The sequence below is a fragment of the Streptomyces sp. NPDC090741 genome, assembly GCF_044769045.1.
Taxonomy (GTDB): domain Bacteria; phylum Actinomycetota; class Actinomycetes; order Streptomycetales; family Streptomycetaceae; genus Streptomyces.
The window spans coordinates 20,181-33,605 of the sequence record NZ_JBIVXF010000025.1 but is presented as its reverse complement, the minus strand read 5'-3'; the positions used below and the strand labels follow the sequence as shown (position 1 = coordinate 33,605).

Here is a 13,425-nt window from a genome sequence, read left to right as displayed (position 1 = left end):
CCGGGGGTGGCAGGGGCGCCGGGGGTGTGAGGGCCAGGATCGTCAGGAGGCTCACTTCGCGGTGATCCTCACCGGGAGGCTCTCCAGTCCGTTGACGACGATGGAGCGCAGCGGTACGGCGGGCCCGGTCTGTTCGATGGAGTGCACGGAGTCCAGGAGTTCCGTGAACAGGATCCGCATCTCCGTACGGGTCATCATCGCGCCCAGGCAGAAGTGCTGGCCGGCCCCCAGGGCGAGGTGCCGGTTGGGGCGGCGGGCGATGTCGAAGGCGTCCGGGTTCTCGAAGTAGCGCTCGTCCCGGTTCGCGGAAGGGGTCCACATGACGACCCGGTCGCCCGGTTCGAGTTGGCGCTCCCGCAGCATGACGGGTTCGGTGACGGTCCGCATGATGTGGGTGGCGGTCGAGGTCCAGCGCAGGACCTCCTCGACCGCCGTGGGCATCAGGCTCCGGTCGGTGCGCAGGCGTTCCCAGTCGGCCGGGCGGTCCAGGAAGGTCTGCATGCCGCCGGCGACCGCGAGACGGACGTTCTCCGTACCGCCCACCAGGAGGTTGTCGCAGTTGAGGAGGATGTCCTCCTCGGTGAGCATTTCGCCGTCGACCTCGCCGTTGACCAGGGCGCTCACGAGGTCGTCCGCGGGCTCGTCCATCCGCCGGTACATGAGCTCCACGAAGTAGGCCATGATCTGCTGGTGGGCGATGCTGCGGGTCTCGGGCTCTCCCGCGCCGAAGGCCTGGCTGGTGAGCGAGAACAGCATCTCCTGCTCGTGCGCGGGCACGCCCATGAGCCGGCAGATGACGTAGAGCGGCAGCCGCGCCGCGATGTCGGTGACGAAGTCGCACTCGCCGAGGGCGGCGGCGCGGGCCAGCACCGCGCGGACCGCCTCGCGCATCGCCTCCTCCAGCGCCCGCACCGAGCGGGTGGTGAACCAGTCGGCCACGAGGGTGCGCAGCGCCTTGTGGCGCGGCGGGTCGGTCAGGGCCAGGGTGCGGCCGCCGCCGGGGTCCTGGCCGTGGCCCTGGGGCCGCAGCAGGATGCCTTGGGCGGAGCTGAAGACGCGGGCGTCACCGTAGACGGTGCGGATGTCGTCGTACCGGGTCACCGACCAGAAGCCCGGGTACTCGGTGGCGCCGTGCCAGCGCACCGGGTCGTTGTCGCGCATCCAGCGGAAGACGGGGTACGGGTCGCCGGTGGCGTAGAGCTCGGGGTCGACGAGGTTGACGCTCTCGGGTGCGAGCAGGGTCATCGGGGGTCTCCTTCGGGCAGCGGCAGGGTGTGGACGAGGTCGGCGAGGCCCTTGAGGAGTTCGCGGGCGACGGTCTGGGGCACCGCGGCGGTGCGGTGGCTGACCGCGAGCCGCAGCCGCCCGTCGGGACGGGGCCAGATCTCGGTGTGGACTTCGAGCGGGAGGTCCAGGTAGGGCGGGCGCAGGAGCCTGGTGCCCAGGCCTGCGAGAGGCAGCTCGGCCGGGGCGTTGTCCTGGAGTACGAGCAGCGTCTGGAAGAGCGGGGGCCGGCCCGTGCGCGGCGGGTTGAGGTGGCGTACGAGGGCGTGGAAGGACACGTCCTGGGCGCCGAAGGCCTCGCGGAGGATCCGCCCGGCCTCGGCGACGGCGGCCGGGCCGCCGTCGAGGACCGGTCCGCGCAGCCGCAGGCAGGCCATCTCGATGTGGCAGCCGACGACGTCGTGGAGCCTGGTGTCGTCGCGCTGGGCCACGGGCACGCCGACGGCGAAGTCGCGCCCGCCGGTGACCCCGGCGAGCAGCCGGCCGTAGAGCGCGAGCAGGACGGCGTACCGGGTGGTGCCGGACCGGGCGGCGGCCGCGTCCAGGCGGGGGCCGGCGTCGGCGTCGAGGAGCAGTTCCGCACGGGCCGTGCCGCCGTCGGGTGCGGGCCCCGGTACGGGGGCCGCGGGCCAGCGCAGTTCGGGTACGTCGCGCAACTCGGCCGCGAGGGCGGCGAGCTGACGGTCCGGGTCGGTCTGGGCGAGCCGCTCGGCGCGCAGCCGGGCCGCCTCGGCGACGGGGAGCGCGGCGGCCAGGGCGACGGGCACGGCGACGGGGAGCGCGGGGTCGGTGGCCCGGCGGGCCGCGTCGTAGGCGGCCGCGAGGTCGGCGCTCAGGACCGATTCGGACCAGCCGTCGAACGCGATGTGGTGCACGACGCAGCCGAACACCCGGCGGGTGCCGCCCTCCAGCGGCACCAGGGCGGTGCGCCACACCTCCCCGTCGGTGAGTTCGAGGGGGTCGCCGAGGATCTCGCCCAGGAGCTCGACGGCCGTGCCGGTGTCGGGGCACGTCTCAAGGATTTCCAGGACGGGGGCCGGGAAGTCGCAGGGCCGGGCCACCGGTTGGGGGTCGGCGACATAGGCGGTGCGCAGTGTCTCGTGGCGTTCGTGCACGGCCTCGATCGCGGATTCGAGGGCTTCGTGGTCGAGTGCGCCGTCGATCTCGAAGAGCAGCAGGCAGTGGGCCGACCGGTCCTCGGGGTGGAGGAGGTGCTGGGTGAGGTAGCCGGTCTGCATAGGCGTGAGCGGTACGTCGGATCCGGCTGCGGCGGGGGCCGCGGCGGCTTCGGCGGGGCCGGCGGCGAGCCACTCGCCCAGGGCCCGGGCACTCGGGTGGGCGTACAGCCGCGACACGGGTACGGGCCGGTCGAGTTCGGCGGCCAGGCGTGCGCAGACCCGCCCGGCCGCCAGCGAGGTTCCGCCGAGGTCGGCGAAGGGGACGTACGGGGGTACGGACGGCAGGCCCAGTACCGCGGCGAACACGTCGGCGGCCAGTGCCACCAGCGGGTGCTCGCCCGCCGCCGTTCCGGGCGCACCGGCCGGGGTCCCGGCGGGCGGGGTCGTCGGGGACGGGGCCGGCGCGCCCGCTGCCCCGGCGGATTCCAGCAGCGCCCGTTCGTCGAGCTTGCCGTTGCCGGTCAGCGGGAAGGCCGCGAGGGCGATCACCGCCTCAGGACGCTGGTAGGACACGAGCGCGCCGCGCAGCACCTCCTCGGCGCCGGCGAGCAGGTCGCCCGGCCGCGCGGGCACGCAGAAGGCCAGCAGGGCCTCGGCGGTGCCCGCCGCGTCCCGGCGGGGCACGACGCGGCAGGCGCGCACGCCGGGCAGTACCGCCTCGATCTGCCGTTCGACCTCGGCGGGTTCGATCCGGTGCCCGCGGATCTTCACCTGCCGGTCGGCCCGGCCCAGGTAGTGCAGTACGCCGTCCTCGTCGAGGCGGCCGAGGTCCCCCGTGCGGTAGACGCGGGTCACGGAGCCGTCCGCGAGGACGATGCGGGGGAACTTCTCCTCCGTGAGCCGGTCGTCGCCGAGGTAGCGCAGCGCCAGCCCGTCGCCGGAGACGCAGATCTCCCCGTCGACGAGGTGGACGCCGGTGCCGGGGACGGGGCGGCCGACGGGGATCCCGCCGGGCAGTTCGCAGTCGGCCTCGGTGATGCGGTGCGTGGTGGCGAACACGGTGCTCTCCACCGGCCCGTAGCCGTTGATCAGGGCGATCGAGGGGTGCCGGCGCAGGAAGGCGCGCACGTGCGGTACGGAGAGCCGTTCGCCTCCTGTCATCACCTGGGCCAGTCCGCGGAAGGCGTCCGGGTCCTCGTCCACGGTCATGTTCAGCAGACTGCTGGTGAGCCAGAGGGTGTCCACGCCGTGCACGGTGACCGCCTCGCGGATCGCCTGGCCCGACAGGTACGGCTCGTCGACGACGAGCGAGGTGCCGCCGCTGAGCAGCGCGCCCCACAGTTCGAGGGAGAACGCGTCCCAGGGCATCGCCGCGGCCAGGGGGATCACCGTGCCGGTGCCGAAGCGGGCGAAGGTGCCGGGGCGCAGCAGGCGTGCGGTGGCGCGGTGGGGGGTGAGCACGCCCTTGGGCCGGCCGGTGGTCCCGGAGGTGAAGAACACGCAGGCCGGGGCGGAGGGGTCGGTGTCGGCGGGCCGGAACCCGGCGGGTGGGCGCGGGACTTGGCCGGCGGGGGGCGGGGTCCAGGCCGGCAGTCCGGCGCGGAACCCGGCGGCGCTCCCGCCGATGATCAGGGGCGCGTCGAGTTCGGCGGCCACCTCCCGGATCCGCCGGTCGGGCCAGGCCGGGTCGAGGAGGGCGTAGGCGGCGCCGAGCTTGAGGATCGCGAGGACCGCGGTGATCAGCTCGATGCCCCGGGGCAGCAGTACGGGCACCAGGTCGCCGGCGGCGATGCAGTGCGCGCCGAGCTCGGCGGCCCAGGCGTCGGCGGTGCGGTCCAGTTCCCCGTAGCCGAGGCGGCGTGCGCCGTGGATGACGGCGGTGGCGTCCGGGCGCTCGGCGGCCCGCAGGGCGACCGCCGTGTGCAGGGTCTGCGGGCGGTGGCCGCTCATGCCCCGGCTCCGACGGCCGCGTGCAGGGCCCGGCCGAACGTCTCGATCTCGTCGAGGGTGTTGTAGTAGTGGACCGAGGCCCGTACGGCGGTCTCCACGCCGCGCTCCGCCATGAAGATCGGCGTGTGGTGGCCGACGATCTTCCAGACGTTGATGCGCTGCTCGGCGAGCCTGGCCCGGATCACCTCGGCCGGGACCCGGTCGTGGCGGAACGAGACGATGCCCGACTGCCGGGTTCCCGGGGCGATCAGCTCGGTGCCCGGGGTGGCCTCCACGGTGGCGCGCAGCGCCTGGAACACCTCCTCGTGGTCGAACGGGGTGCCTTCCTCGAAGAGGGTGAGGGCGGTGTTGAACCCGACCGTGGCGGCGGTGCCGCGTTCGGCGAGCTCCAGGGAGCGGGCGCTGTGGTCGTCGACGCGGTAGCCGGTGGGCGAGTCGACCCGGGCCACGTGCAGATCGTGGAAGTCCGTGTCCAGGGCGGCGCGCAGTTCCGGGGCGATGTACGCGAAGGCGGTGCCGCGCGGGCCGCGCAGGAACTTGCGGCCGGCGCCGGTGAGCAGCTGGCAGCCGATGCGGCGGGCGCTCACCGGGATCTGGCCGATGGACTGGCAGGCGTCGACGGCGTAGAAGCAGCGGTACGGCGCGAGCAGCCGGCCGATCTCCTCGACGGGGTTGACGATGCCGCAGCCGGACGGGATGTGCGTCACCGAGACCAGGGCCACGTCGTCGGAGATGTTCGCGGCCATCCAGTCGAGGTCGAGGTCTCCGCCGGGGAGGGTGGGGACGACCTCGATGCGGCAGCCGGTGCGGTCGCGCAGGTTGAACAGGGAGATGAGGTTGCCGGCGTACTCGTACGGGGTGACCCAGACCCGGTCGGCGGGGCCGAGGCGCAGCCTGGGCACCACGGCGCACCAGGCGCGGGTGGCGCTGTCGAAGAGCGCCACGTCCTGGGCCGGGGCGTCGAGCACGCGGGCGATCCGCCGGTAGACCTCGTCGCCCACGATCGGGGAGTAGTGCTCCTCGGTCTCGTAGCAGCCGTGTGCGGCTTCACGGTCGAGGACCTGCGCCATGGTCCGCCGGACCTCCGCGGGTACCAGGCCGGCGCCGGCCGTGTTCAGGTGAATCATGTCTCCCACTGCTCTGCCTCTGCTCGTTCGGGTAAGGGCGCGCCGCGGCGCGGTCAGTAGCCGGCGCCCACGGTGTGGCCGCGGTCGTGGTGGCGCTCGGCGATGTCGGCGAGTGCGGTCAGCACCATCGGCGGGTGCTCGGCCAGCCGGTGCAGGAGGTGCAGCCACCAGTTCTCGCCGTAGGTGGCGTAGATGCGGCAGGCGTGGCCGGCTTCGCGGTAGGTGCGCAGCAGCTCGGGGCGCACCCCGTGCAGCATCTCGATCTCGGTGACGCGGTCCAGCAGGCCGCCCTCCGCCGCCTCGGCGAGGACCGCGGGGTCCTGCGTGGCCAGGCTCAGCCGGGCGCCGCGGTCGAGGAGTTCCCCGGCCAGCTCCAGGTAGCGCTGGTCGAGGGCGGGGCCCCGGCCCAGGGCGGTCCCGGTGGGCTCGTTGAAGGCGCCCTTGACCAGCCGGATCTTCCGGCCTTCCAGGGGGAGGAAGTCGAGGTCCGCCGCGGTGCGGTGCAGGTAGGCCTGGAGGGTGACGCCGAGGTTGGGGTGGTCGGCGGCGAGTTCGCGGTAGGCGCCGAGGACCTCGTCCACGGCGGGTGCGCGCTCCATGCTGAGGACGACCTCGGCGCCGCGGGCCGCGGCGGCCTCGGTGATCCGGGCGGTGTTCTTGACCGCGAGTTCGCGGGACACGGTCAGGCCCAGGTTCGAGAGGTCGAAGCCGAGCTGTCCGGGCACCGGCTCGTGCTCCAGGACGGCGAGGTACTCGTCGACGACCCGCTCGATCTCGGCGGGGTCGGAGTTCTCCTCGCCGACGAACTCCACGGCGATCCGGTAGGACTTGTCGCGCAGCGTCCGGAGGTGGCCGAGGAACTCTTCGCGGCCGGGGGCCAGTACGTAGCGCCGCGCGGCCGGCGAGAGCACGTCCTGGAGGACGGAGCCGGGGGTGGTGAAGGCGTCGCGGCAGCGTTCGTCGGCGGCCAGGATGCGCAGGCCCTGGCCGGCGGCCTGGTGCAGTGCGCGCTGGGACATGGCGGAGGTCATGACAGCACCTTGATCTTCTCTTCGGTACGGGAGGTACGGGAGACCGGGGAGGCGGCGGAGGAGAACGTGTCCGGGGCGGGAACCAGGGAGGCGGGGTCCACGGGGGTTCCGGCCTGGCGGGCGAGCATCATCAGCTGGGCGAAGCTGGGACCGGCCGCGGCGGGGTCGCCGCCGGCCTGCCGCCAGACGCGGTACTTGGCCGCGTAGCTGATCACGGTCTCCTTGTCGCGGCGGGAGCGGGGGCGGGTGAAGGCGCCGGCCCACAGGCCGTCCCAGGCCGCGTAGCCGGGGTCGGCGAGCAGGACCTTGTGGGCGCGGCCCAGGTTCCAGAACGGGATGCCCGCGTTCATGTGGTGCACGAGGTGGTAGCGGTCGTTGTGACGGCTGATCAGGAACCGCTCCAGGAAGATGCCGTGGCGGTTGCGCGTGAGCAGGACCTGCTTGTTCTCGCTCTCCGGCATGGGGTAGTGCTCGGAGAGTTCGGCCAGCCAGCCGATCGCCACGTTGGTGGTGAACAGCGGCACGAACCAGAACAGCAGCAGCTGGGGCAGGACTCCGAACCAGGCGCAGGCACCGAAGATCGCGGCCCACTGGCCGAGGAAGACGATCCGTTCGGTCCGCAGCGGGACCGGCACGGAGACGGTGATCTGGGAGCTGTCGCAGAAGACCCGCTCGCGGGCTATGTAGCCGAGGTAGGCGAAGGTGCGCAGGCCGAGCGCGGAGAGGATGACCTCTTTGAGGAAGAAGTGCCGGTCCGAGCGCTCGGTGTCGTAGAGCCCGCACTCGATGTGGAAGGAGTAGTCGGGATCGTTCTGCTCGTCGCCGAGGTTGCGGTGGTGGTTGCCCACGTGGGAGCTGCGGTAAGGGCCGTAGAGGTGCCACACGAGGTAGCCCGCGAGGACGGAGCCGCCGAGCAGGTTGAGGGCCTTGTTCCTGGCCAGGACCTTGTGGCTGGACTCGTGCAGGAAGTGCGCGAGGAAGCGCTGGACGGAGCCGATGACGAGCAGGGCCAGCGGGTAGAACCAGTAGGAGACCCCGACGCACAGCGCCACGGAGGCGGCGATCAGCGCGTACTCGAAGAGGATGGCGAGCGGACCGTGGTGGTTGTCCAGGGTGCGCAGGGCGCGGAGCTCCTTGCGGACGCCTGGCGCGAGCCGGTCGAAGTTCAACTGTTCGAATGCGGACATGCGGATGCCTCTGTTCGTTCGTGGAGCGGAGAGCGGACGGCCGCGCGGCGGTGCGCGGGAGCGCGCTCAGTGCGCGGGTGAGAAGCCGAGTGCCTGCCCGTAGAGCCGCAGCTCGGCCCGCAGCGAGTCGGCGACGGTGGCGGAACGCCGGAAGCCGTGGCCCTCGCCTTCGAAGGTCAGATAGCGGTGGGGGGCGCGGGTCGCGTCGATCCGCTGGAGCAGCCGCTCGGCCTGCGCGGGCGGGCAGACGGTGTCGTCGAGCCCTTGCAGCAGGACGAAGGGGGTGCGGATGGACTCGGCGCCGGACAGCGGGGACTGCTTCTCGTACCGGTCGGCGGCCTCCGGCCAGGGCCCGATCAGGCCGTCCAGGTAACGGGACTCGAAGTCGTGGGTGCCGCCCTTGGCGCGCCAGCTGACCGGGTCGAGCACCGGGTAGTAGATCCCGGCCGCCCGGTAGAGGTCCGGTTCGGCGACGAGCGAGGCGACGGCCGTCCAGCCGCCGGCGCTGCCGCCGCGGATCGCGATCCGTCCGGGATCGGCGAGCCCTTCGGCTATCAGGCCCCGGACGGCGGTGGCGCAGTCGTCGACGTCGGTCAGCCCCCAGCTGTGGCGCAGCCGTTCCCGGTAGGCGCGGCCGTAGCCGGTGGAGCCGCCGTACTGCACGTCGAGCACACCGATGCCGCGACTGGTGAAGTAGCTGATCTCCTGGTTGAGGACCAGGTGGCTGCGGCTGGTGGGGCCGCCGTGCACGAAGACCAGCCAGGGCGGCAGTTCGCCGTCGGGCCCGGTGAAGCCGGGGTGGTACGGCGGGTGGACGTGCGCGTGGACGTCCTCGCCGCCGGGCCCCCGGTACGTGCGCCGGTACGGCCTCGTGGCGTAGGCGTCGAGCGCGCCGCCGGACGGGGCGCGGACGATGTCGACGCTCCCGTCGGCCGGGTCGGCGAGCACCACGGTGCGGCGCTGTCCGGGCGAGGAGACCACGGCGGCGATGCGGCGGCCGTCGGTCGCGGCGAAGTGCCATTCGGTGGCCGGGCCCTCGAAGTCCGTCAGGGTGCCGTCGGCGGCGAGGATGCCGAGCCTGCGCTCGCCCACTCCGTGGACGACGGCCAGCCGGCCGTCCAGCAGGGGAAGGCACCAGCGCAGGCCGATCCGCCACAGCGCCTCGCCGAACTCCTCCGGGCGCGGGCAGAGGTTACGGGGCCTGCCGTCCCGGGGAATCGCGTGGACGTTCCACCAGCCGTCGGGGTCGCTGACGGCGTAGAGGGTGCCGGATCCGTCGGCGGCCCATTCGGTCTGGGTGACCGACTCCCCGCGACCGCCCATGAGCGGTACCGCCCGGGCGAGGGTGGCGTCGGCCCGGATCTCGGCGACCATCAGGTCGGTGGTGTCCCAGGGCATGTCGGGGTGGTCCCAGCCCAGCCAGGCCACCCGGTCTCCGCCCGGCTCGATGCGCGGGCCGGTCATGAAGTGGTGGGTGGCGGCCAGTTCGCGTACGGCGCCGGGGTCCGTGGCGGCGCGGCCGTCGAGCGGCAGCGCCACCAGGTGGCGTACGGCCTCCACGGCTTGCTCGTCACCGACCGTCTCGCGCAGGCACCACACCTCGGCGCCGCGGACGGCGAAGTCGGCGTAGCGCAGTTCGCCCGGCCAGGCCCCGGCGGGGCTGAGCGGCACCGGGTCGCCGCCCGGCTGCCAGCGGTAGACCCGCTGGTCGGGGCCGTGCGTGAAGACGATCCCGTCCTCGGCCCGGTCGCCCAGGGCCAGCCACGGGCGGCCGCCGTACTCGATGACCCTGGTGCGCACGTCCCAGCCGGACGCCAGTACTTCCCGCACTCCCCCGGGCGTACGGCGCATCAGCGCGCTGCGGCCGTCCTGTTCGGGGAGCACCTCGGTCCAGCACACGTCGGCGCCGAGGAAGCCGACCCATTCGAGCAGGGCGTCGCCGCGGGCGGCGTCCTCGGGGGCGACCGGGGAGGGCCAGCTTCCGTACGGGAGCGGCTGCCGTGCGGCGGTCATGCCGCGCCGCCCTGTCCGTACGCGATCCGGGGGATGCCCGGGGCGCTGCTGTCGAGCCCGTACTCCGCCACGGCCGGGTCGTCGCTCACCCAGAAGTGCCCGTCCAGGTCGGACCAGTCGCACAGCCCCGCGAGCTGCGCGGCGTACGCGATGGCGCGCGGCGGCTCAAGGAAGCAGCCCAGCATGCGGGCGGCGCCGTGTCCGGTCGCGGCGGTCAGCGCGGTGAGGGCGGGCAGCAGTCCGCCGAAGCGCATCGGCTTGACGTTGAGGCCGCCGGCCACGCGGACGGCGAACTCGGCGTCGGCCGGGGTGGCGATGCCCTCGTCGAGGAGGACGGCGGTCGCGGGCAGCGCGGCGCGGATCTCGGGGAGCAGCGCGGGATCGCGGACCGGGTCCTCCAGGACCGCCGGGGCGAGTTCGCTCACCAGGGGGCGCAGCCGCTCCCAGTCGGCCCGGTCCCAACCGCGGTTGGCGTCGAGGATCAGCGGGGCGTCGACCCCGAGCAGGGAGCGCAGCACCGCCTCGTCGTCGGGTCCGCCCAGCTTGATCTTGAGCGGCCGGCCGTCGCGGGGGATCTCCTCGCCGATGGGCACGGTGTGCAGGAGCCGGATGCGGCCGGGCTCGGGCAGGCCGAGGAGCTGCCACACCGGTACCCCGGACCGCCGGGCGGCGCGGTCCAGGAACGCCATCTCGACGAGCATCCGGGCGGGCGCGCTGACCCCGTCGGCCGCCGCCTTCGCCAGGCGGGTGCGGATCGGCTCGACCGGGTCGCCGCTCGCGGTGCACTCGCCGGCCAGGGTGCGGGCCAGTGCCTCGGCCTCGGCGGCGATGGCCTGGCCGTCCTGTCCGTAGCCGAGGTCGGCGGCGATCTCGCCCTCGCCCTCGTCCTCGCCCTCGCCGCCGCCGGCGCCGGCGGCGGACAGCAGCCGCAGCCGGACGATGTCGACCGTTTCGATGGTCATGTGGGAGATCTGGAAGGAGCTGGTCAGCCGCCTCGGCTCCACGGTGACGGCCACCTCGGGGGCCCGTGCGGGCGGTTCGACGGTGATCCGGACGGAGTCGACGAGTGCGCGGGCGAGTTCCCGGGCCTCCTCGGGGGTGTCCGCCCCGACGACCACGGCGCCCACCCGGTCCCCTCCGCTGCGGAAGCCGGAGACGGTGTCGCCGGGCGCGAGGCGGAGTTCGGCGTGCAGCACGGCCGGGTGCGCGGCCACCTCCTCCCAGCCCTCGACGGCGGTGACCCGGCCGGCGGGCGGGGCGAAGTAGCGGGTCGCCGCGGCCCGGGTGAGGGCCGGCAGCTCCACGCTCCGGCCGAGCGCGTCGTCGTAGACGGCCCCGTACGGCTCCAGGCCGGCCCGGGCGTGCGGCAGCATCCGGTGGATCCAGCCGCCGCCGATGCGGGCGTGCACCTCGCCGAGCACGATCCCCTCGGCGGTCAGCCACAGTTCGACGTGGAACAGTCCGAAGCGCAGGTCGAGGGCGGTGAGCGCGGCGCGGACCGTGTCCTCGATCTCCTGGCGCGTGTCCTGCGGGAGGGCGGCCGGCAGTACGTGGCCGATCTCGACGAAGTACGGGGGCGCCAGCTTCTCCTTGGCCGTGACGGCGAGGACGCGGGGGGCGCCGCCGAGGAAGATCCCCTCGACGCTGAACTCCTCGCCCCGGACGAACTCCTCGACGAGGAACGGGGCTTCGGGGTCCGGCAGCCGGTCGAGCGCGGCCCGCAGGTCGGCGGGGCCGGTGACCTTGCGCACTCCGGCGCTGTCCGCGCCGTCGCGCGGCTTGACCACCCAGGGCCCGGGCGTCGCGGCGAGGAAGGCGAGGGCGTCGGCCTCGCCGTGGCACAGGCGCACGCCGGGCTGGCGGAATCCGGCGGCGGCGAGGGCCTCGCGGCAGGCGTCCTTGGTGCGGATCCGGCGGACCGCGGCGGGCGGGTTGCCGGGCAGGCCGAGGCGCTGCGCGGTCTCGGCGACGGCGACCTGGGCCATCTCCCGTACGCCGAACACGACGGCGGGGGTGTCGCCGGACGCGGCGCGGGCGGCGGCCCAGTCGGCGGTCTCGCCGGGTCGGGTGAAGTCGACGGCGGTGGCGCCGTCGGCGGCGGCCGTGACCTCGGGGGTCGCGGCGAGCGTGTCGGCGAGGTTGGTCACGTGGGTGGCCAGTCCCCGGGAGCGTGCCTGCTCCAGTGCCTGGACGGCGACGTCGACGCTGAGGGTCATGGCCCCGCCGCCGCCGATCAGCAGCAGCCGGCGGGCTTCGGACGCTTCGGACGCTTCGAGTGCTTCGGATGCGGTGTTCATGCGGCCGCCTTCGCGTCCTCGCGCAGGAGGTACACGCGGTCCGCGAGCTCCTGGATGCGGGCGTAGTCCCGTTCCAGGACCTCGGTCGAGTCGTGGCGGGTCCACACCACGAGGGTGGCGGTGTAGAGGTCGACCGTGGGGCGGATGCGGCTGCCCGGGGCGAGCTTGGGGATCACCAGGTGGACGGATTCCAGCGCCTGGATCTGCGCGAGGACGTCCTGGTCGAGGCTGTCGACGACGCCGTCGAGGGTGGTGGCGGCGAAGATCTGGCTGGCCTCGGTCAGTTTGCGGTAGGGGCGGCCGGCGTACCGGTCGAGGAACTCCTGCGGCCGGGCGTAGGCGAGGGCGGTGAGGTCGGCCTGGTTGACGCCCACGCAGAGGTCGTGGAAGTCGGGCAGAACGCCGCCGGAGAGGCGGGCGCCGATCTCGACCAGGGCCGGTCCCTGCGGGGTGACGATGACCTCGGCGTGGGTCGGTCCGTACTGGATGCCGAGGGCGTCGAGCACCTCGTGCATGTAGGCGGTGATCTCCGGCTCGGGGCTCGACCCGGGCGTGGTGATGGAGTCGCGGTCGTAGATCCGGTGGGTACCGTCGAGGCGCTTGTGGTACTGCCAGATGCCGCACGAGCGGCGCTGCCCCGCGTACGAGACGAAGTCGACCATGTACTCCTCGCCCTGGAGGAAGGACTGGACGAGGACCTCGTCGTTGCGCTCGCCGAAGATGTTGACGGTGCCCAGGACGGCTTCGGCGGCCTTGCGCACCTCTTCGGGGCCGCGGCAGACGGCCACCCCGTCGGTGGCGGCGGAGGACAGCGGCTTGACGACCACCGGGTACTCGCCGCGCCGCTCGGCCCAGTCGACGAGCTCCTCGGCGCTGCCGCTCTTGAGCTGGTCGGCGCAGCGGACTCCGGCGCGGCGCAGGGTCTCGATCATCTCGTACTTGTCGCGGCGGGCGCGGGAGAGCGCCGTGCCGTTGGTCGGCAGGCCCAGCAGCTCGGACAGTTCGTCGGCGAGCTCGACTCCGGGCTCCTGGCCGGCGACCACGCAGACCGGGTCGAACTCCCGGAGGCGGTCGGCGGTTTCGGCCGGGGTGCCGTACGGGACCGCTGCCCGGTATGCGGTGAGATCGGGCAGCCGCATCGAGGTCATCAGCTCGGGCGTGCTCTGCACGTGTACGACGTCGACATCCAGCTTGGCAAACGCCGGGGGCAAATGGTTGCCGCTGGTGTACGCGTCCACCAGCACCGCCACCGGGCGCCTTTGAGCGCTCCTCATGTTCTCCACCTTGTGCTCACAGAAGACCCACACAACCGGTTGGGCCGGGGTTGTTTCCAGGGATTGGCAAGAGATTGCCACACGAGTTGCCTAACTGGCAATATCGTTCCGGCACCATCCACTGATCCCGTACGCGGAGGGACG

General features: G+C 73.5%; 8 protein-coding genes. All 8 read right to left on the bottom strand.

Features of this window, described 5'->3' with window-relative positions:
* Window positions 1-51 precede the first annotated feature (51 nt).
* The 8 genes from ACIQU4_RS39845 to ACIQU4_RS39810 all read right to left on the bottom strand — a co-directional run bounded on the left by ACIQU4_RS39845 (window position 52) and on the right by ACIQU4_RS39810 (window position 13,281).
* Window positions 52-1,245, bottom strand: coding sequence for a cytochrome P450 (locus ACIQU4_RS39845; protein ID WP_403742020.1), 1,194 nt, complete (start codon window positions 1,243-1,245; stop codon window positions 52-54).
* Window positions 1,242-4,352 carry an AMP-binding protein gene (locus ACIQU4_RS39840; protein ID WP_403742016.1) on the bottom strand — a complete coding sequence of 1,037 codons (3,111 nt, stop codon included), beginning with the start codon at window positions 4,350-4,352 and terminating at the stop codon, window positions 1,242-1,244. Before ACIQU4_RS39840 ends, ACIQU4_RS39845 begins: the two co-directional genes overlap by 4 nt.
* Window positions 4,349-5,479 carry an aminotransferase class V-fold PLP-dependent enzyme gene (locus ACIQU4_RS39835; protein WP_403742013.1) on the bottom strand — a complete coding sequence of 377 codons (1,131 nt, stop codon included), beginning with the start codon at window positions 5,477-5,479 and terminating at the stop codon, window positions 4,349-4,351. Before ACIQU4_RS39835 ends, ACIQU4_RS39840 begins: the two co-directional genes overlap by 4 nt.
* A 53-nt stretch (window positions 5,480-5,532) precedes the next feature.
* A complete protein-coding gene (locus tag ACIQU4_RS39830; protein ID WP_403742010.1) occupies window positions 5,533-6,510 on the bottom strand; it encodes a proline dehydrogenase family protein in 978 nt (325 codons plus the stop codon).
* A complete protein-coding gene (locus ACIQU4_RS39825; RefSeq protein ID WP_403742007.1) occupies window positions 6,507-7,697 on the bottom strand; it encodes a fatty acid desaturase family protein in 1,191 nt (396 codons plus the stop codon). Before ACIQU4_RS39825 ends, ACIQU4_RS39830 begins: the two co-directional genes overlap by 4 nt.
* Before the next feature lie 66 nt (window positions 7,698-7,763).
* Window positions 7,764-9,710, bottom strand: a complete 1,947-nt coding sequence (locus tag ACIQU4_RS39820) for an alpha/beta hydrolase family protein (protein WP_403742004.1) — start codon at window positions 9,708-9,710, stop codon at window positions 7,764-7,766.
* Window positions 9,707-12,007 carry an ATP-grasp domain-containing protein gene (locus ACIQU4_RS39815; RefSeq protein ID WP_403742001.1) on the bottom strand — a complete coding sequence of 767 codons (2,301 nt, stop codon included), beginning with the start codon at window positions 12,005-12,007 and terminating at the stop codon, window positions 9,707-9,709. The genes ACIQU4_RS39820 and ACIQU4_RS39815 overlap by 4 nt, the downstream gene beginning before the upstream one ends.
* Window positions 12,004-13,281, bottom strand: a complete 1,278-nt coding sequence (locus tag ACIQU4_RS39810; RefSeq protein ID WP_403741998.1) for an ATP-grasp domain-containing protein — start codon at window positions 13,279-13,281, stop codon at window positions 12,004-12,006. Before ACIQU4_RS39810 ends, ACIQU4_RS39815 begins: the two co-directional genes overlap by 4 nt.
* Window positions 13,282-13,425: the final 144 nt, after the last annotated feature.